Source organism: Frigoribacterium sp. ME-P-080 (genome assembly GCF_030209595.1).
In the GTDB taxonomy this organism is placed as follows: domain Bacteria; phylum Actinomycetota; class Actinomycetes; order Actinomycetales; family Microbacteriaceae; genus Frigoribacterium.
In genome coordinates this window covers 139,697-158,344 of record NZ_JARVRR010000009.1, presented here as the reverse complement: position 1 = coordinate 158,344, position 18,648 = coordinate 139,697, and the positions used below count along the sequence as shown (strand labels likewise).

The following is an 18,648-nucleotide window of genomic DNA, read 5'->3' as shown; positions in this document are numbered from 1 at the left end:
TCACGGCACCCCGGCCGACCGGAGGGACCCGCATGGCCAGCACGACGCAGCTGCGAGCGCTCCGCGCCTCGCTGCCCGTGGTCGCCGAGCGGGCGCACGACATCGCCGACGACTTCTACCGCCGCCTGTTCGCGACGCGACCCGATCTGCTGCGGGACCAGTTCAACCGGGGCGACCTCGCCCAGGGGCGGCAGCAGCGCGAGCTCGCCCGCACGATCGTGGCGCTCGCCCAGGCCGTCCTCGACGCGGCCCCGGGGTCGACGCGTGCCGCCGGTGGCGACCGGCATCGCGCCTCCTCGGGGGGCGGACCGTCCGGCGTCGACGGCGACGCCGACGCCGTCGGCCAGGCCGGGGCGCCGACCCTCGCACCGGCGACGCCCGGCGAGATCGTCTCCCGGTTGGCCCAGCGGCACGCGGCGCTCGGCGTCACCCGCGACGAGTACGACCTGTTCGAGCGGCACCTCGGCGACGCGTTCGCGGCCGCCCTCGGCCCCCGGCTCACGGCCGAGGTCGCCGACGCGTGGTCGGCCGTCTACCGGCAGGCCCGCGACGAGATGGTGACGACGGTCGAGGCGATCTACCGGCAGGCCGACCTCGAGCCGGGCGAGGAGTGGCGCGAGGCCCTCGTCACCGAACACCGCGTCGAGGCCGAGGACGTCGTCGCACTCACCCTCGTCTCGGCCGACAGCGAGACGCTGCCGCGGTACCGTGCCGGCCAGTTCGCGTCGGTGCAGGTGCGGCTGCCCGACGGAGCCCGGCAGATCCGGCAGTACAGCCTGCGCGGCGGGCACGACGAGCAGTGGCGCATCAGCGCACGGCTGCTGGTCGGCGAACCGCCCGCCCCCGACGGCGAGGTCTCGTCGCACCTGATGCGCGAGCTGCGGGTGGGCGACGTGGTGAGCGTCTCGCCCCCGATCGGGTCGCTGACGATCGACGACCTCGACGACGCCCCGCTGCTGTTCGTCTCGGCGGGCATCGGCTGCACGCCCGTGCTCGGCATGCTCGACCACCTGGCCCGCACCGAGCCCGACCGCGTCGTGACGGTCCTGCACTTCGAGCGCACCCCCGAGCGGCACGCCCACCGCGTCGAGCTCGAGGCGCTGGTCGCGTCGATGCCGAACGCGACGCTGCGGGTCAGCTACACGCAGGGGTCGCTGTCGGCGCTCAGCGCGCTGGCCGAGGCGTCCATCGACGGGCCCGGGGTCTACCTCGACCCGATCGACCTGGCCCGGGTCGACCTCACCGCGTCGCACCGGGTGTTCCTGTGCGGGCCGGTGCCGTTCATGGCGATCGCCCGGGCGGCCCTGATCGGTCACGGCGTCGACGCCGACCGCGTGCACTACTTCGTCTTCGGGCCGGACGACGGCAGCGTCACGGGTGCCGACACCGGGCAGCGCGGACTCGGGTAGGCGCGGGCGGAGGCGCTGCCGGGCTCGCCGACGGGCTCGCGGGCGGAGGCGCGGGCGAGCTCGCGGGCGGAGGCGCCGGCGGGTTCGCGGGCGGGCCACGCTCAGAGCGCGGGGCAGCTCTCGCGGAGCAGCACCTCGACCGGCAGGGTGACCCGCTGCGCCGGTGCTCCCGGGTCGGTCAGTCGCCGGACGACCGTCCGGACGGCGATGCGGCCGAGCTCGCCCATCGGCTGACGCACCGTGGTGAGCCGGGGCCGGGAGAACCGGCCGGCGTCGATGCCGTCGAACCCCGTCACGAGCACGCGACCGGGCACGTCGACGCCCTGCTCGCCGAAGACGTCGAGGACGCCGAGGGCCGACTGGTCGTTCGCGCAGAGGACGGCTCCGGGCAGGTCGCCGGCCTCGAGCAGGGCCGCCGCCGCGCGACGACCGCCGGCACGGGAGAACTCGCCCGGCTCGACCCGGACCGTGACGCGCGCGCCGGCCGCGCGGTGCGCCTCGACGGCCCGGTCGAAACCGGCGTGACGGTCGAGCTCGTCGGGCGAGTCGGACGGTCCGGCGACGTAGGCGACGTCGCGAACCCCCCGCGACCCCAGCACGAAGTCGGTCAGGGCGTGCATGCCGGCGACGTTGTCGACGCCGACGTGGTCGAGGTCGTCGCCCGGTCGCGAGTCGGCGAGCACGACGACCGGGATGCGTCGCGCCACGTGCGCCAGCAGGTCGCCCGGCACCGTCTGGGCCAGCACCGCGAGCCCGTCGACCCGACCCGCGATGTCGTTGACCATCACCTCGCGGCTCGACCCCCGCCCGGCGGCGACCATGAGGGCGAAGCCCCGTCGCCAGGCCTCGACCTCGGCGCCGCGCAGCACCTCGTCGAAGTACAGGTTCGCCGGGTTCGACCCGGGGTCGACCTCGGGAGGCGCGGTGAGGGTCGTCGCACCGCGGCCCGGGTCGACGACGGTCGGCGGGTCCGCCCGCTCGCGATCGTCGATCAGCGGGATGCGCGAGGCGTCCGACACCCGGGCCCAGTCGGGTTCGGGGCCGTCGATGCCGTCGTGGCCCGGCAGGAAGAGGCCGAGCACGCCCGTGCGTCGGCCGGCGAGGCCGCGGGCCGCGCCGCTCGGCACGTAGCCGAGGGCACGCACCGACTCGAGCACCCGGCTCCGGGTCTCGGGGCGCACGTCGTCGGGACGGCGCAGCACCCTCGACACCGTCGCGATCGACACGTCGGCGTGGGCGGCCACGTCGTAGACGGTCGGGGCCTTGGTCACGAGAGGTCCTCCAGGAGGGCGGCGGCGGGTCGCGGACCATCCTAGGTCGGTCGGTGCCCGGGGCCGACCCGCGCCTCCTGCCCCGGCCGGTGCGGGACGGCCGTCGGGTGCCGCCGGCGCGGACGTCGACGCGGGCGCCGTCGAGGGCGCCGTCGACGGACGTCGCGGGTGCCGTTTGTCGGAGTCGACGATGCGGGGCATACTCGGTATGCACGGGCGCCACGAGGCGACGCCGCGACTCGACCACAGGAGGCCACGTGACGGCACGACCGGACGGCGAGGCGGCCCCGTGACCGTGCGACTGGGCCTGCTGGCGATCCTCGACCAGGGCCCGGGGTACGGCTACCAGTTGCGCAGCGAGTTCGACCGACGCACCGGGTCCACCTGGCCGCTCAACGTCGGCCAGGTGTACTCCACCCTCGACCGGCTCGACCGCGACGGCCTCGTCGAGCGTGACGAGCCCTCGCCCCGCGACACGTCGCCCGAGGCCGACGGGTCGCCGGGGTCCGACGGATCGCCCGGGTCCGACGGGTCGCCCGCCGCCGAGGCCTCGGTGGCGGGCACCGGGCAGGCCGCCGGAGAACACCAGCGACTCTGGCGCATCACGGCCGCCGGACGGGCCGAGGTCGCCCACTGGCTCGGAACGGCCGTCGACACCCCCGACGCCACCCGTGACGAGCTGCCGCTCAAGTTCGCCCTCGCCGCGACCCTGCCGGGGGTGGACGTGGCGACGCTCGTGCAGACGCAGCGCCGCGCCTCCTTGGCGAAGCTGCAGCGACTCACCCGGACCAAGCACGCCGGGGGCGACCCGGAGGCGCCCGGCGAGTTCGCCTGGCGCCTCGTCGTCGACTCGATGATCTTCGCGGCCGAGGCCGAGGTGCGCTGGCTCGACCACGTCGAGTCGAGCCTGCGCCGGGCGTCGCTCGCCGAACGGCAGTGGGCGGTCGAGGCCGTGGCCCCGACGACGAGCGGGCCCGGGTCCCCTGCCCGGACGCCGGGGCCGGCGCGGGCCGCACGAGGTCGGTCGTGACCGAGCGCGCCGAGGTGCTGACCCTGCTCGCGGTGGGGCACGAACACGGAACCGGCGACCTCGCCCGCACTGCCCTCGACGGCGTGAGCCTGACCGTCCTCGAGGGCGAGCTGGTCGCCGTCATGGGCGCGTCCGGCTCGGGCAAGTCGACCTTGCTGGCGATCGCGGGCGGCCTGACGACGCCGACCGCAGGGCACGTGCAGGTCGACGGCACCTGGCTCGCCGACCTGAGCGCGGCCGAGGTCGCGCGGGTGCGACGACGGTCGGTCGGCTTCGTGTTCCAGCAGTTCAACCTCGTCTCGACGTTGACCGCGGCCGAGAACGTCGCCCTGCCGCTCGAACTCGACGGCATCGGCACCCGTGCCGCCCGGCGTGCCGCCGACGACGCGCTGGCCACCCTGGGCCTGGCCGCTCGAGGACGGGCCTTCCCTGCCGAGCTCTCGGGCGGCGAGCAGCAGCGCGTCGCGATCGCCCGCGCCCTGGTCGGCAGCCGTCGCCTGGTGCTCGCCGACGAGCCGACCGGCGCGCTCGACAGCAGCACGGGCGACGAGGTCATGGGCCTGTTGCGCGAACGGGTCGACGCGGGTGCCGCGGGCCTGCTCGTCACGCACGACGCCCGCCACGCCGCCTGGGCCGACCGGATCGTGTTCCTCCGCGACGGCCGCCTCGTCGACGAGTCCGCGCCGCGGGGGCCCGAGTCGCTGCTGACCCCGGAGGCGCGGTGACGGCCGGCGGCCTCGTCGCGCGTCGACAGGTGCTCAGGCGCCTGCGCGAGTACGTGATGGTCATGCTGCTGATCGCGCTGCCCGTGGCCGGCGCCTCGGGGGCGGCGGTGCTCGTCGCGAGCGCGATGCCCACGACCCGGCAGGAGATCACCTCGACGCTGGGCCAGACGGCCGCCCGGGTGCACTGGACCGGCTACGACACCCGGCAGTCCGTCCGGGGGCTGAACCAGTGGTCGGGCGACGAGGTGACCTACCGCGCGCCGGCCGACGTCGTGCCCGGGGTCGAGCGGACGCTCACCCTGCGCACCCTCTGGACCCGGGTCGGCACGTCCCCTGCCGGCGTCGTGATCGGACCGGTGACCGACCCGGCCTTCGAGGGCCGCTACGTGCTCGAGCGGGGGCGCGCCGCCGAGCGGGGCGATGAGGTGCTCGTCACGCCCGCCCTCGCCCGCGACGACGGGCTCGGGACGGGATCGACCACGACCGTGCACCGCGTCCCCGGCGCCGACGGCCCGCGCGACCTCGAGGTCACGGTCGTCGGCATCATGTCCGAGGTCGGCGGCGGCACGGACGACCGGCAGGTGTTCGCCCGCGACGACCTGGCGGCGGGCCTGCCCGATCCGTCGTCGACGGCCTCGGCGTCGTCGACGTCGTCCGAGCAGTACCTCGTGGGGGACGCCGTCGACTGGGGCGAGGTGCGCGAGTTGGGACGCGCGGGATTCGTCGTCTGGTCGGCGGCGGTCGTCGCCGACCCCCCGCCCGAGGGCACCCCCGGGCTCGAGAGCGAGGCGGGTTACGGCAGCACGGGCACCTACGCCGCCCTCGGCGTGGTCTTCGCCGTCTTCGCCGGCGCCGAGGTCGCCCTGCTCGCGGGGGCGGCCTTCGGGGTCGGGGCCCGTCGGCAACGCCGCACGCTGGCCGTGCTGGCCGCGGTCGGGGCCGACCAGCGCACGCTGACCCGGATCGTGACGCGGCAGGGGGTGTGGGTCGGCGTCGTCGCCGCGGTCACCGGTCTCGCCGTGGGAGTCGACCTCGGCATCGGCGTCGTGGCCCTCGCCCGTCGAGCCGGCGTCGACGTGGGCCCGTTCGCCTTCTGGGGCGTCCACGTCCCCGGCGTCGTGGTCGCGGGCATCGGACTCTTCGCCGTCGCCGTGTCGTGGATCGCGGCCGTGGTGCCCGCGCGCCGTGCCGCCCGGGTCGACGTGATGGACTCGCTGCGCGGCGGGACGGCCTCGGGGGCGGTGGACGCCGCGTCGGACCGCGGCCGCGGCCGACGATCCGCCGTGCTCGCCGGCGTCCTCGTCGTCGGCGGCGTCCTCGCCTGCTTCGGGGCGGGATGGGTCTCGTACGCCACCTCGGTCCCGGTCGGCTCACGCTGGTGGTGGGCGGCGTTCGTCGGCCTCGCGGTCTCCGCCGTGGCCGCCCTCGTCGGCGTCCTGCTGCTCGTGCCGGCGCTCGTCCGTCGGCTCGGGCGCGCGTCCACGCTCGCACCCGTGCCGTTGCGGCTCGCCCTGCGCGACGCCTCCCACGGCGTCGCCCGCACGGCTCCCGCCGTGGCGGCCGTCACCACGGCGGTGTTCGTCGCGGTGTTCGGCGTCTCGATGTCGACCGCGGCCGCACGACAGTCCGAGGACTCCTTCTACCGCCCCTACCCGGCGGGCACCGTGGCGATCTCGTACGACCAGGCGTCCGACCTCCGCGTGCCGGGCGGCTCCCCCGAGGCGGCCTCGCTCGACTCCGCGGCCGTCGCCGCCGTCGCGCGCGGCCTCCCGGTGAGCGACCGTGCCGTGTGGCAGACCCCGGTCCCCAGCGGTTACGACTCGAACGGCGCCCCGGTCGCCGTCGACGCGGTCACGCCGTGGGCCGTGCTGACCGTCCCCGACCGTTGCGACTCGTCGACGGGGCGCCTCGAGGGCCTGTCGTCCCGTGAGGCGCAGCGGATCACCGATGCCGACCCGGCCTGCGACTACCCGCTCGGCTCGTTCACGTCACAGGACAACATCATCGTGACCGACGAGGACGGCCTCGCCGTGACCCTGGGGGCCGCTCCGTCCACGGCCGCCCGAGCCGCGTTCGAGTCGGGCGGCGTCATCGCCTTCGACCCGTCGCTCGTCGTCGAGGGCGAGGCCACCATCGGTCTCGCCACCCCGGCCGAGGTCGAGGACGGCTTCGACGCCTCGGCCACCCCCTCGACGTCCGTGTCGCTCCCGGCCGTCGTCCAGCGTCCGACGACGCTCAGCACCGGGGCCGTCCTGATGAGCCCCGGGACCGCCGAGCGGCTGGGCTTCGAGCTGACCCAGCGTGCCGTGGTGATGGCCACCGACCGGCAACCGACCGAGGACGAGGCCGCCGGCCTCCGGGCCGAGGTCACCACCGCCACCGACGGCCGGGCGACGGTCGAGACGAGTCCCGTCGATCGGGGCCTCGACCTGGCCCTCGTCCTGGCACTCCTCGCGACGACCCTCGTCTGCGCCGCGGCGGCAGCGGTCGCCCTGGGGCTGGCCCGCGCCGAGGGGCTGAGCGACCAGGTGACCATGCAGGCCGTCGGAGGCACGGACGCCCAGCGACGCGCCATGTCGTTCTGGCAGGGCGTGGTGGTCGTCGGCACGGGTGCCGTGCTGGGCACGATCCTGGGGCTGGTGCCGACGGGGGCCATGGTCTGGGCCTCGGACCTGCCGTTCGCCCCACCGTGGTGGGTGCTCGCCGTCGTGGCCGTCGGGCTTCCCCTCGTCGTCGCCGCCGGCAGTGCACTCACGAGCCGTCGACCGGCCTCCCTCGTGCGACGACCCGTGCTGGACTGACGAGCAGGCGGGCCGCCGCTAGCGGGTCTCGTCGACGCGACGACGCCGCCCGACGCCGACGCCGACCACGCCGACCGCGACGATCAACAGGGCGGCGAGGGCCACCGGCCCCGGCTCCGAACCGGTCCACGCGAGAGCGGCCGAGGAGGCGCGGGCCGGGTCGGCGGCGAGCGGGTGCCCCGGGGCACCCGCCGGGACGACGGTCTCGCCCGGCGAGGCGCCCGGCGTGGGCGACGCCGACCCCGGACCGGCCGGTGCGGCCCCGGGCTCGGCCGGGACGCCGGCCTCGTCACCCGGCACGGGAGCCGGGACCGGGTCGACGGCGAAGAGGACGACGGGACCGGTCGCCGAGACGACGTCGTCCACGGTCCAGGTGACGGCCGAGACCTGCCAGGCACCCGCGGCGAGGCCGGCGAACGTCGCGCGGAACGTGCCGTCCTGCTCGGCACGGACCGTCGACGACTCGGCAGCGGCGGGAGCGGCCGCGGAGGCCCGGGCCGTCGCGGGCAGGTCCCCGGCGGGCAGGTCCCCGGCGAGCGGGCTCCCGGCGGGCTCGACGGTGACGGTGACGCGGGCGGAGTCGACCGAGGTGCCCTCGACGACCACGGCCTGCCCCGAGGGCAGACGGTCGCCGTCGGCCGGTGAGGTGACGACCGGGCCGGCCAGCGCCTCCTGCATCTCGACGTCGACGACCGCGCCCGAGCCCGACGACCCGACCACGGAGAACGACAGGGGACCGGTCGGGGTGCCGGGCGAGAGCCGGACGGGCAGCTGGACCCGGCCGCGCTGATCGGCGACGGTCGACGTCGAGTCGTCGAACGCCTCGCCCTCGGCCCGGACCGTCTCACCGGGCACGAAGCCGGCGCCCCGCAGGATGGCCGCAGCGCCCGCCTGCAGCACGCCGTCGGGGGCGACGGCGACCGCCCCGCGTCCCAGGTCTTCGGTCACGGCCGCGAAGGCGTCCACCATGCCGGCCCCGAAGTACTCGGAGGGGGTCTCGCCGCCGGCCTGCCGGGCGAGCAGGTCCCGCAGTTCGGCCGGGGTCGCGCCCGGGTGCACGCTCGCCAGCAGGGCCGCGACCCCGGCGACGTGCGGAGCCGCCATCGAGGTCCCGCTGAGGGCGGCGAACCCGCCACCGGGGACCGTGCTGAGCACGGCGGCCCCGGGGGCCGTCAGGTCCACGACGCCCGCACCGTAGTTCGAGAACCGGGACTTCTCGATCGAACCGCCTCCGCCCTGCTGGGCCGACGAGACGGTGACGACGCCGTCGACCTCGGCGGGAAGCTGCGAGCACCCCTGCGAGACGTCGCGCCCCGGCTGCGGGGTCGAGTCGTTCGGGCTGAGCGAGTCGGCGGTCTTGTGGGCGAGGTCGACGGCGACGGCACCGACCGTGGCGTTGCCGGCGGCCGCCACGTCGAGGACGCCTTCGTGCTGGGACCAGGCGACCGCCCGCGCGACCGCGTCGAGGGCCGGGGCCTGGTCGGGGTCGGCCGAGCACCAGGCGGCCCACGGGTCGACGAAGAAGCTCGCGTTCGTCACGTCCATCTGCTGCTGCGCCGCCCACATGTAGCCGCAGATCGCGTACTCGGGGTAGATGAAGCCGTCCGCGTCGACGACCTTGACGCTGGCCAACCGCACGCCCGGGGCGACCCCGACGACACCCCGGCCGTCGTCGGCCGCGGCGATGATGCCCGCCACGTGCGTGCCGTGCTCGCGGGTGCTCGTCGCGGCGTCGGACGACGGCGCCCAGGCGGCGGGGTCGGGGTCGGCGACGCCGTCCACGCTGCAACCCACGGAGGCGGCCGGGTCGACCTGCGAGACGAGGTCGGGGTGCGTCGCGTCGATGCCGCTGTCGAGCACGCCGACCAGCACGTCGGGGCTCCCGGGCTGCACCGCACGCGCCTCGGCGGCGTGGACGGCCTGGTCGTTCCACCGCCGCTCCTCGCCGGGATCGGCGACGTCGGCGACCCGCTCGGCCAGACCGGTCGCCTGCACTCCCGTCGACGGGACGGCAGAGGACTCGGCGTCGCCCCCCGTGTCGGCGTCGGGCGTCGCACGGACGGCGGCCGTCCGGGTCGGACCGGCCGACTCGACGGACGAGGAGGCGCGGACCCGGTCGACGAAACCGGCGGCGGTCGACCGAGCGGTCACCACCCCGATCTCGTCCCACCGGGCGAGGACGGTACCGCCCGCGGCGACCACCGCGGCCGAGGCCGCCTCGGTCGTGACGGCGCCCGGCACCGCGTTGACGACGTAGTTCATCGCATCGACGGCAGCCGCGGCGGGGGCTGCGGCAGGCGTCGCGCTCGAGGCGGGCGCGGAGAGCTCGGGCACGTCGGCCGCGAGGGCCGGTGACGAAGAGACGGTCGGGGCCGGTGACGCGGAGGCGGTCGGGGCCGGTGACGAGGCGGCGGTCGCCGGGGCGTCCGCGGCGACGGCCGTGACCGGTGCGAACACGAGGACCGCGGCGAGCGCTGCCCCACCCACGGCACGGGTCGATCGACGAGCGGGACGGCGTCGAGGGCTGTGGGTCACCTGGCAACGATAGGCGGCGACCGGTCACGACGGGGTCACGATCCCGCCTCCCGTTCGAGGGACTCGCCGACCCGGCCGCGCGTCGACCCGGCGGCCCGGCGGCCCGGCGGACCAGCGGCCCGGCGGACCGGCGGACCGGCGGACCGGCGGACCGGCGGACCGGCGGCCCGGCGGCCCGTGCTCGTCCGGGCGTCAGGCGGCCGGGTCGCCCTCGCCCTCGGCCTCGACCTCGGCCTCGGCCTCGAAGACGAGTTCGCGCAGCACGGGGGCGAGCTTGGCGTCGAACGCCCCCGTGTAGTGGGTGAAGTCCCGCTTGACGGGCACGTCGTCGACGAAGGCGGGGCAGAGCCCGTCGACGCAGAGGAACCGCGACGTGTCGACGAGGGAACCGCCCAGGGCGCTCATCGTCTTCTGCGTCTCGGCGAGGTTGGCGGCGTGATCCGCCGACACGGACGAGATGCAGTCGACCGGCGAACCGCCCGGGCGGTAGCAGTCGTCGAGCGACCGGTGTGCCGGCGGGGGCGTGACGAACACGGTGCGCGTCGCCGCGCCGCCCACCGACTCGAGCTGGCGCTGCAGTGCCTCGGCGTACTCGCGCGGCGTGACGGGTGCGCCGGTGTCGGCGTGTTCGAACGGGACGAAGGAGTTCGTGACGACGAGCAGGTCGGGTGCCGTCTCGACGATCGTCCGGACGGCGTCGGCCTGGTGGGTGGTACAGCTCTCGGGGTCGGAATTCTGGGCGACGGCAAGATCGACGAACGGGCAGCCGAACAGGGGCAGCGCGACCAGGCGCCACCCGCTGTCGTCCGGTTCGACGATCTCGACCACGGCGTCCAGCTCGGCGGCGGCCGTCGAGTCGCCCACGAGGACGACCGTCTTGTCGCCGGTGCCGAAGGTGCACTCGGCGCGCGGCAGGGGCAGATCGACGCGACCGCAGTCGTTGTTCGCCCCGAACGGCATGGTGTCGCCCGGGTCGGGGGTCAACGTCGGCCACGAGGTCGCCGCCAGCGCGGCCCGGACCGACTCGGCCATCGCCCCCTCGGCCGGACCGACCGGACCGGAGGAGCCGTCGCCGTCGGCACCGCCGTCGGACGCCCCGGCCTCGACGGAGGCCCCGAGGCCGGTGCCCCCTGCGACGGGCGGGAGCACGGGCGGCGCCGCCACGGGCCGGACCGAGACCACCGCGGCCACCACCATCACGACGGCCAGCATGCCGAGGCCCCCGAGGGCGGCTCGACCGGCGGACGGCGCCTGGTCGTCGGCCCAGCGACGCCACAGCCGACGACGGCCCTCGCCGCGTCGCGGGGCGAGCAGGGGCGACGAGATGAAGGGCTTCTCGACGAGGTGGTGACCCACCACGGCGAAGCCGAGCGACAGGGGGTAGGCCAGCAGCTCGCCCTCGGGCACGACCGCGCGGATCATGACGACGATCGGGAAGTGCCAGAGGTAGAGCGAGTAGCTGATCGCACCCAGGTAGTCGGTGACCCGGTTCGCCAGGGGCGCCGGTGCGACGGCCCCGGGCACGCCGCCGCCCACGACGACCGCCAGGGTGGCGACCACGGGAAGCGCTGCCCACGGGCCCGGGAACGCGGTCTGCCCGTCGACGACCACGACGCTCGCCAGGATGCCGACGAGACCGAGCCAGCCGAGCGTCGTGCCGATCGCCCGCGGCAACCGCCGGGTCAGCGGAACGGCCAGCGCCGCCAGGGCACCGAGCCCGAGTTCCCAGACCCGGGTCAGCGTCGAGAAGTAGGCTCCCGTCGGGTCGCCCGCCGTGTCGACCACGGCCCAGACGAACGACGCCGCGCAGAGGGCGGTGATCACCGCCGCGAGCACGAGCCGCCGGCCAGGCCCCGTGTCCGCCTCGCGTGAGACGGGTGCGGGCCGCCCGGGACGCCGGAGCCCGGCGCCCAGGACGACGATCACGAGGAGCGGCCAGAACGCGTAGAACTGCTCTTCGACCGAGAGGGACCAGAGGTGCTGGAACGCCGAGACGGGCCCGTCGGCGGTGAAGTAGTCGGTGCCCACGGCGGCGAAGTGCCAGTTGGCCACGAAGGCGAGGGAGTAGAGGGCGTCGACCCCGAGCCCGACCACGCGGCGGTCGGGCAGGAGGACCGTCGCGGCGAGCAGGGTCGCGACGACGACGACGAGCGCCGCCGGCAGGAGGCGTCGGACCCGGCGACGGTAGAAGTCGGCCAGCGAGATGCGGCCCGTCCGGGCGTGCTCACGGAGCAACAACCCGGTGATCAGGAAGCCCGAGATCACGAAGAAGACGTCGACGCCCACGAAGCCGCCGTGCGGCCAGCCCGAGACGTGCTCGAGCACGACCGCGACGACGGCGACGGCGCGCAACCCCTGGACGTCGCGACGGAATCCTGCCGACCCGCCGCCCGTCGAGGAAGCACCGCCCCGACGCGACGACGAGGGAGCGGACGGAGGACGGTGGGGGGTCGAGTCGGACATGCTTCTCTCTCGGGTCGGAATCACGTGACATACAAATATCTCACGTCGCATCCTGAACGACAAGAGCCGACGGTCTCAGCCGTCGCCGCCACGGTCCCCGCGCGTTACGCAGCGTTGCCCCGCGACGCCCACCACCGACGTGCCGCCCGTAGCGTGGGACGCATGGCCACCAGCGACACCATCTCGAACCTGCTCGACGAGCGACGGACCTTCTCCGCGCCTCCTGCGCTCGTCGAGGGGGCCAACGTCACCTCGGCCGAGCACGCCCGCGCGGCCGCCGACCCCGTCGCGTTCTGGGCCGAGGCGTCGCAGCGGCTCGACTGGCACACGCCGTGGACGGTCGCGCACACCTGGAAGCCCGTGACCGAGGGGCCCGACGGGACGCTCACCGTGCCCGAGGCGACCTGGTTCGCCGACGGAACGCTCAACGTCGCCGTCAACTGCGTCGACCGGCACGTCGACGCCGGCCTCGGCGACAAGGTCGCCCTGCACGTCGAGGGCGAGCCCGGCGACCGTCGTGACATCACCTACGCACAACTGCAGCGCGAGGTCGTGAAGGCCGCCAACGGCCTGCGATCGCTCGGCGTCGAGAAGGGCGACCGGGTGGTCGTCTACCTGCCGGTCATCGCCGAGACGATCGTCGTGACGCTCGCCATCGCCCGACTCGGCGCGATCCACTCGCTCGTCTTCGGCGGCTTCTCGGGCGAGGCGTTGAAGTTCCGCGTCGAGGACACACGGGCCAAGCTGCTGATCACGACCGACGGGCAGTTCCGACGAGGGTCCGCGGTGCCGGTCAAGGCGAACGCCGACCACGCCGTCAGCGGCGACAACGAGATCGAGCACGTCCTCGTCGTGCGGCGCACCGGCGAGCAGACGCCCGACGTGCCGTGGACGGACGGCCGCGACCTCTGGTGGCACGACGTCGTCGACGCGCAACCCGACACCGACGAACCCGAGTACTTCGGCGCCGAGACGCCGCTGTTCATCATGTACACGAGCGGCACCACCGGCAAGCCCAAGGGACTCGTGCACACGAGCGGCGGCTACCTGACGCAGGCGAACTGGACCCACTGGGCCGTCTTCGACGCGAAGCCCGACGACGTGCACTGGTGCACGGCCGACCTCGCCTGGGTGACGGCGCACACCTACGAGATCTACGGCCCGCTGTCGAACGGCCTGACGCAGGTGATCTACGAGGGCACGCCCGACACCCCGCACCCCGCCCGCCACCTCGAGATCATCGAGCGCTACGGCGTCACCACCTACTACACGGCGCCGACGCTGGTGCGGACCCTGTCGTCGTGGTTCCCCGAGGGACTGCCCGACACCTACGACTTGTCGTCGCTGCGCCTGCTCGGCACGGTCGGCGAGGCCATCAACCCCGAGGCGTGGGTCTGGTTCCACGAGCAGTTCGGCCGGGGCCGGTGCCCGATCGTCGACACGTGGTGGCAGTCCGAGACGGGGGCCGCCGTCATGGCCCCGCTGCCCGGTGCCGACACCCTCAAGCCCGGCTCGTCGCTGCGGGCGCTGCCCGGGCTCTCGACCGCCGTGGTCGACGACGCCGGCGAGCGCGTGCCGAACGGCAGCGGCGGCTACCTCGTCGTGCAGCGGACCGGACCGGCGCTCGCCCGCACGGTCTGGGGCGACCCCGAGCGATACCGCGACAGCTACTGGGCGACCTACTGGCGGCAGGGCTGGTTCTTCTCGGGCGACGGCGCGAAGTACGACGCGGACGGCGACATCTGGGTGCTCGGCCGGGTCGACGACGTGATCAACGTGTCGGGGCACCGCCTGTCGACCATCGAGATCGAGTCGTCGCTCGTGTCGCACCCGGCCGTCGCCGAGGCCGCCGTCGTCGGCGTGGCCGACGACCGCACCGGCCAGGCGATCGCGGCGTTCGTGGTGCCGTCGACACGGCCGGAAGGAGGCGCGGTGCGGGACGCCGGCGACGTCGCCGAGCCGTCGGTGTGGGCTCCGCTCGCGGGGTCGCTGTCCCCCGTGCTGCGCGCCCACGTGGCCGACCAGATCGGGCCGATCGCCAAGCCCGCGACCGTGTTCGTCGTGCCCGACCTGCCCAAGACGCGCTCGGGCAAGATCATGCGGCGGCTACTGGCCGACATCGTCGACGGCCGCCCGCTCGGCGACACGACGAGCCTGCAGGACGAGACCGTGCCCGGCCGGGTGGCGGCGATCCTCGCGGAGGCGAGCCGCGCCTCCTGAGGTCGGGAATCACCGGCCCACACCGAGGGTTACCGTGGTCGGGGCCCGATGACGCGCCTCGCCTCCCCCGTCCCGTTCCGAGAAGAAAGCGTCGTCATGTCGATCTCCGAGACCACCGCCGCCCCGTCCACCCTCCGCACCGCCGAGACGAGCGTGCCGCTCGTGCCGCTGCTCGACGAGCGCTGGAGCCCCCGCTCGTTCGACCCGACCGCCGAGATCTCGGACCGTCAGCTGGACGCCCTGCTCGAGGCCGCCCGCTGGGCACCGTCGGCCGCGAACACGCAGCCGCGTCGCTTCGTCGTCGGCCGTCGCGGCACGGCCACGTTCGACACGATCGTGAAGGCGCTCATGGGCTTCAACGCCGCCTGGGCGGGCAACGCGTCCGCACTCGTCGTCGCCGTCGCCGAGACCTCGACCGTCGAGGGCGAGGTGCGCCAGTGGGCCGAGTACGACCTCGGCCAGGCCGTCGCCCACCTCACGGTGCAGGCACACGCCGAGGGCTTCCACACGCACCAGATGGCCGGCGTCGAGTGGGACGAGATCGTCGCCGCGTTCGGCCTGACCGACAACCTCAAGCCCGTGACGGTCACGGCCGTCGGCGTCGTCGACGAGGCCGACAAGCTGATCGAGGCCCTCGCCGAGCGCGAGACCGCCCCTCGCGAGCGCCTGCCGCTCAGCGAGCTCGTCCTGCGGCGCGACTAGCAGCTCGGCGAGGCGAGCCCGGGCTGGTGCCTGCCAGCCCGGGCTGGTTGGCTGGGCGCATGTCGATCTCCAGCACGGCCGAGAAGGCCGAACTCCTCCGCTCCCTCCACGTCCCCGGCGACCCGCTGATCGTGACGAACGTCTGGGACAGCATCACCGCGCGCATCGTCGCGGGCGCACCGGGCGTGAAGGCCCTGGCCACCGCCTCCCACTCGATCAGCGAGGCGCACGGCGTCGAGGACGGCGAGGGCCTCGACGTCGACGACATGCTGGCCGCCGCCCGCATCGTGATCCGCTCGGTCGACCTGCCCGTCTCCGTCGACTTCGAGAAGGCGTACGCGACCGACGCCGCCGGCACGCTCGACAACGTCTTCCGCCTGATCGAGGAGGGCGCCGCAGGCCTCAACATCGAGGACAGCATCGGCCAGGCCAAGGCGCCCCTCTACGACATCGACACCCAGGTCTCGAAGATCGCCGCCGCCCGCCGCGCCGGCGACCGCGCCGGGGTGCCCATCGTGATCAACGCCCGGGTCGACGCCCTGGCCGGCGACCCGGATTCGTTCGACGACGCCGTCACCCGCGCCAACGCCTACCTCGACGCCGGCGCCGACTGCGCCTTCGTCCTCGGCCTGGGCACCGAAGACCTCGTGAAGGCCGCCCTCGACCGGATCGACGGCAAGGTCAGCGTCATCTCGAACCCGTCGTCCGTGCCGCTCGCCCGCCTGGCCGAGCTCGGCGTCTCGCGCGTCAGCTTCGGGCCCACCACGATGGGCCTGACGCTCTCGCACCTGCGCGACGCCGCCACCACCCTCACCGCGCGGGGCGACTACCCCGCCGAGCTCGGCTTCTCGTTCTGACCGACGGCCGGTGCGGGCGGGGCTCGCCCACCGGCTGACGAACGACGCGACCCGCGCCTCCCGAGCTCGTGAGAGCCGAGGAGGCGCGGGTCGCGTCGTCAAGGGACGTCACCTAGTCGTCGCGGTCGCCTTTCGAACGATCGCCCTTCGAGTGCCCGTCCCCGGCGCGCTCGTCTTTCTTCCGGTCGGACTCGGACGCCTCGGAGCCGCCCTCGCCGTCCGGCTCGGGCACCTCGTCGCCGTTCCGCTCGATGGTCGCGGCGGCGGCCTGACGCAGTCGCATGCCGGCGAGCTCGTCCTTGGCGAGGGCCGCGGCCTTCTTCTCGCTCTGGGCCGTGTCACGGGGTGGCAGCAGGATGTCGCGCTCGGCCCGGAGGCCGGCCTGCAACTCGCGACCACGTTCGAGCTCGGCGTCGAACTCGGCCCCGAAGAGCAGGGCGTTGTTCGTGATCCAGAGCCACAGCAGGAACACGATGACCGCACCGAGCGAGCCGTACGTCTTGTTGTAGTTCGAGAAGTTCGCGATGTAGAACGCGAACCCCACGGACGCGACCAACCAGATGACCAGGGCCACGAGCGACCCGAGGCTCATCCACTTGAACTTGGGCTGCTTGACGTTCGGGGCCCAGTAGTAGAGCACCGCCACGATCACGACGGCGATGATCGCGAGGATCGGCAGCTTCGCGATGTCCCAGACGAACACCGCGGTGCTGCCCAGTCCGACGAGGTCGCCGACCGTCTCGGCCACGGGACCGCTGATCACCAGGATGAGGGCGGCGACCACGATGAGCACCACCGTGAACGCCGTGACGCCGAGCATGGTCGGGCGGAGCTTCCAGATCGGACGCCCCTCGTCGATGCCGTAGACGCGGTTCATGGCCCGCCCGAAGGCGCCCACATAGCCGGAGGCCGACCAGAGGGCACCGAGCACACCGACGATCAGGGCGACACCGGCGGCCGACGACTCGGTCAGCTGCTCGACGGGACCCCGCAGGAGAGCAGCGACGTCCTCCGACCCGAACTGTGAGACCAGGTCGAGCAGCGTTTTGGCCGTCGAGTCCGCCTGCCCCACGACGCCGAGCAGCGACACGATCGCCAGCAGCGCCGGGAAGATCGCCAGAACCGCGTAGTACGTGAGTGCGGCGGCGAGGTCGGTGCACTGGTCACGGGTGAACTCGCGCAGGGTCTTGCCCAGCACGTACCCCCAGGAGGGCTTGGAGACGTCCGACAGGTCTTGCGGCTTGCGCGAGTCGTCGGCGTCGGGTGACTGCTGCTCGCGCTCGGTGCTCTTCTGCGCCATCGGTCAGCGCCTGATCGTCTTGACGATGCCGGCGACGAGCGCGACGACGCCGACGGTGCCGGCCGCTGCGGCCGCCACGACGGGCTTCGGGTCGCGGTCGAGGCGCCGTGAGACGCTCGCCTTCAGCCGACGGGCGTGGGCAGGGACGCTCAGCTTGTCCTCGATGGCGTCGAGCGTCGCCGCGAACTCTTCACGGGTACGGGCGAGGTCGAGCTCGATCTCGGGGATGCTCGCGCCGGCGCGTGGCCCGGCCGCGTTCTCGGCGTCCTTGTCGGGAGACGTGCTGCCGTGGGCGTCGTCGCGCTCTTCGGCCGCACGCGCCTCGGCGAGCTCGGCACGGGGGTCGGGCTGGTCGCCCTTCCCGTGCTTCGACCCGCCGTGCTTCTCGTGGTCTCCTGCGTCAGTGCTTCTCGGAGTCATAGCTGCCCTGCCCCTTCAACGCGCTGACGTCGGCCTTCACGCTGGCGACGGCCTTCTCGGGGGTCGGCGGCACGCCCTTCTTGAGGGCCTTGATGCCGAGCAGGGCCAGGACGGCCGTGATCACGAGCAGGACGGCGGCGACGATGAGCGCCGCGAGCCAGGGGGCGACGACCGTCGCCAGCCCCAGGACGCCGGCCGTGATGAGCACGGCGAGCAGGAAGAAGCCGAACAGTGCGGCTCCGACCAACAAGCCGACACCCACCCCGGCCTCTTTGGCCTTCGTGGCGAGCTCGGTCTTGGCCAGCGCGATCTCGCCGCGGATGAGGCGCGAGATCAACTCGGGCAGGCTGCCGATCAACGAGCCGAGCGAACGTTTGGTGCTCTGTTCGGGTGCCTTCAGGTCACTCACCGACCGTCACCCCCGGCAGCTTGTCGTCGTCGGGGCTGGTGCCCGAGGTCTGCTTCTTGACGTCGTCGGCCTTCTCGTCCACCTTGTCGGCGGCCTTGTGGGCTGCCTCGGTGGCCTTGGCGGCGACCTTGTCGGTGGCGCCCGAGCCCTTGCCCGAGACGGACTTGGCCTTGGAGCCGACCGCGTGGGCGGCGTCGTTCGCGACGTCCTGCGCCTTCTTGGCGACGACCGGAGCGTTCTCCTTCACGAAGCCCTCGGCCTGCTGGACGCCCTTCTGGACGGTCGGGTTCTCCCACAGGCTCTCGGCCTGGTCCTTGATCTTGACGTACGCGCCGCGACCCGCGCGGGCTCCGAGGACGTATCCGACGGCCGCTCCTGCGACGAAGAGGATCTTGCCTTTCATGAGTGCTCCTTGGCTCGTGGTGGCAGGTAGGCCTTCCACGCTGGCACGACCCGGCGTGGACGGCTCAGATTGACCGGGCGACCGGGGACGACGCCGCCCGGCG

At 74.3% G+C, this 18,648-nt stretch carries 14 protein-coding genes; 7 read left to right on the top strand and 7 right to left on the bottom strand.

Translation table 11 applies throughout. The features are described 5' to 3' along the window. Positions 1-32 precede the first annotated feature (32 nt). Positions 33-1,409 (top strand): globin domain-containing protein, encoded by a 1,377-nt coding sequence (locus QRN23_RS13855; RefSeq protein WP_056049708.1) that lies wholly within the window; start codon positions 33-35, stop codon positions 1,407-1,409. A gap of 101 nt (positions 1,410-1,510) precedes the next feature. Here QRN23_RS13855 and QRN23_RS13850 read toward each other — a convergent pair whose 3' ends face one another. Further along, positions 1,511-2,680: a LacI family DNA-binding transcriptional regulator gene (locus tag QRN23_RS13850; RefSeq protein WP_200413473.1), complete on the bottom strand. Its 1,170-nt coding sequence runs from the start codon at positions 2,678-2,680 to the stop codon at positions 1,511-1,513. A 289-nt stretch (positions 2,681-2,969) separates the two neighbouring features. Here QRN23_RS13850 and QRN23_RS13845 point away from each other — a divergent pair, with 289 nt between their 5' ends. Genes QRN23_RS13845 through QRN23_RS13835 form a run of 3 tightly spaced genes read left to right on the top strand, consistent with a single transcriptional unit; the run spans position 2,970 to position 7,236 of the window. Next, entirely contained in the window at positions 2,970-3,710 is a 741-nt protein-coding gene (locus QRN23_RS13845; protein ID WP_159825583.1) for a PadR family transcriptional regulator, read from the top strand. Beyond that, the gene (locus QRN23_RS13840; RefSeq protein WP_056049874.1) at positions 3,707-4,435 is read left to right on the top strand and encodes an ABC transporter ATP-binding protein; all 729 of its coding nucleotides are present in this window, start codon (positions 3,707-3,709) and stop codon (positions 4,433-4,435) included. Before QRN23_RS13845 ends, QRN23_RS13840 begins: the two co-directional genes overlap by 4 nt. Beyond that, positions 4,432-7,236, top strand: a complete 2,805-nt coding sequence (locus QRN23_RS13835) for an FtsX-like permease family protein (RefSeq protein ID WP_159825585.1) — start codon at positions 4,432-4,434, stop codon at positions 7,234-7,236. Before QRN23_RS13840 ends, QRN23_RS13835 begins: the two co-directional genes overlap by 4 nt. 18 nt (positions 7,237-7,254) lie before the next feature. Here QRN23_RS13835 and QRN23_RS13830 read toward each other — a convergent pair whose 3' ends face one another. Together QRN23_RS13830 and QRN23_RS13825 are read right to left on the bottom strand one after the other, a co-directional pair. Continuing rightward, on the bottom strand, positions 7,255-9,771 hold the full coding sequence (locus QRN23_RS13830) for a S8 family serine peptidase (protein WP_285063853.1): 2,517 nt from the start codon (positions 9,769-9,771) through the stop codon (positions 7,255-7,257). Positions 9,772-9,963: 192 nt separating this feature from the next. Continuing rightward, positions 9,964-12,234: an acyltransferase family protein gene (locus tag QRN23_RS13825; RefSeq protein WP_285063852.1), complete on the bottom strand. Its 2,271-nt coding sequence runs from the start codon at positions 12,232-12,234 to the stop codon at positions 9,964-9,966. A gap of 162 nt (positions 12,235-12,396) precedes the next feature. On the opposite strand from QRN23_RS13825, the gene acs reads away from it, so the two are divergent. The 3 genes from acs (at position 12,397) to QRN23_RS13810 (ending at position 16,013) form a co-directional block, all read left to right on the top strand. Then, on the top strand, positions 12,397-14,454 hold the full coding sequence (gene acs, locus QRN23_RS13820) for an acetate--CoA ligase (RefSeq protein WP_285063851.1): 2,058 nt from the start codon (positions 12,397-12,399) through the stop codon (positions 14,452-14,454). Between the two features lie 96 nt (positions 14,455-14,550). Further along, positions 14,551-15,156: a nitroreductase family protein gene (locus QRN23_RS13815; protein ID WP_123571164.1), complete on the top strand. Its 606-nt coding sequence runs from the start codon at positions 14,551-14,553 to the stop codon at positions 15,154-15,156. Between the two features lie 59 nt (positions 15,157-15,215). Further along, positions 15,216-16,013 carry an isocitrate lyase/PEP mutase family protein gene (locus tag QRN23_RS13810; protein ID WP_056049731.1) on the top strand — a complete coding sequence of 266 codons (798 nt, stop codon included), beginning with the start codon at positions 15,216-15,218 and terminating at the stop codon, positions 16,011-16,013. A gap of 112 nt (positions 16,014-16,125) precedes the next feature. Here QRN23_RS13810 and QRN23_RS13805 read toward each other — a convergent pair whose 3' ends face one another. Genes QRN23_RS13805 through QRN23_RS13790 form a run of 4 tightly spaced genes read right to left on the bottom strand, consistent with a single transcriptional unit; the run spans position 16,126 to position 18,545 of the window. Further along, positions 16,126-17,313, bottom strand: coding sequence for a YihY/virulence factor BrkB family protein (locus QRN23_RS13805; protein WP_199859768.1), 1,188 nt, complete (start codon positions 17,311-17,313; stop codon positions 16,126-16,128). Positions 17,314-17,316: 3 nt separating this feature from the next. Then, entirely contained in the window at positions 17,317-17,733 is a 417-nt protein-coding gene (locus tag QRN23_RS13800; protein ID WP_159825593.1) for a DUF3618 domain-containing protein, read from the bottom strand. Then, positions 17,714-18,142, bottom strand: coding sequence for a phage holin family protein (locus tag QRN23_RS13795; RefSeq protein ID WP_056049738.1), 429 nt, complete (start codon positions 18,140-18,142; stop codon positions 17,714-17,716). The genes QRN23_RS13800 and QRN23_RS13795 overlap by 20 nt, the downstream gene beginning before the upstream one ends. Beyond that, a complete protein-coding gene (locus QRN23_RS13790) occupies positions 18,135-18,545 on the bottom strand; it encodes a YtxH domain-containing protein (RefSeq protein ID WP_123570908.1) in 411 nt (136 codons plus the stop codon). Before QRN23_RS13790 ends, QRN23_RS13795 begins: the two co-directional genes overlap by 8 nt. Between the last annotated feature and the right edge of the window lie 103 nt (positions 18,546-18,648).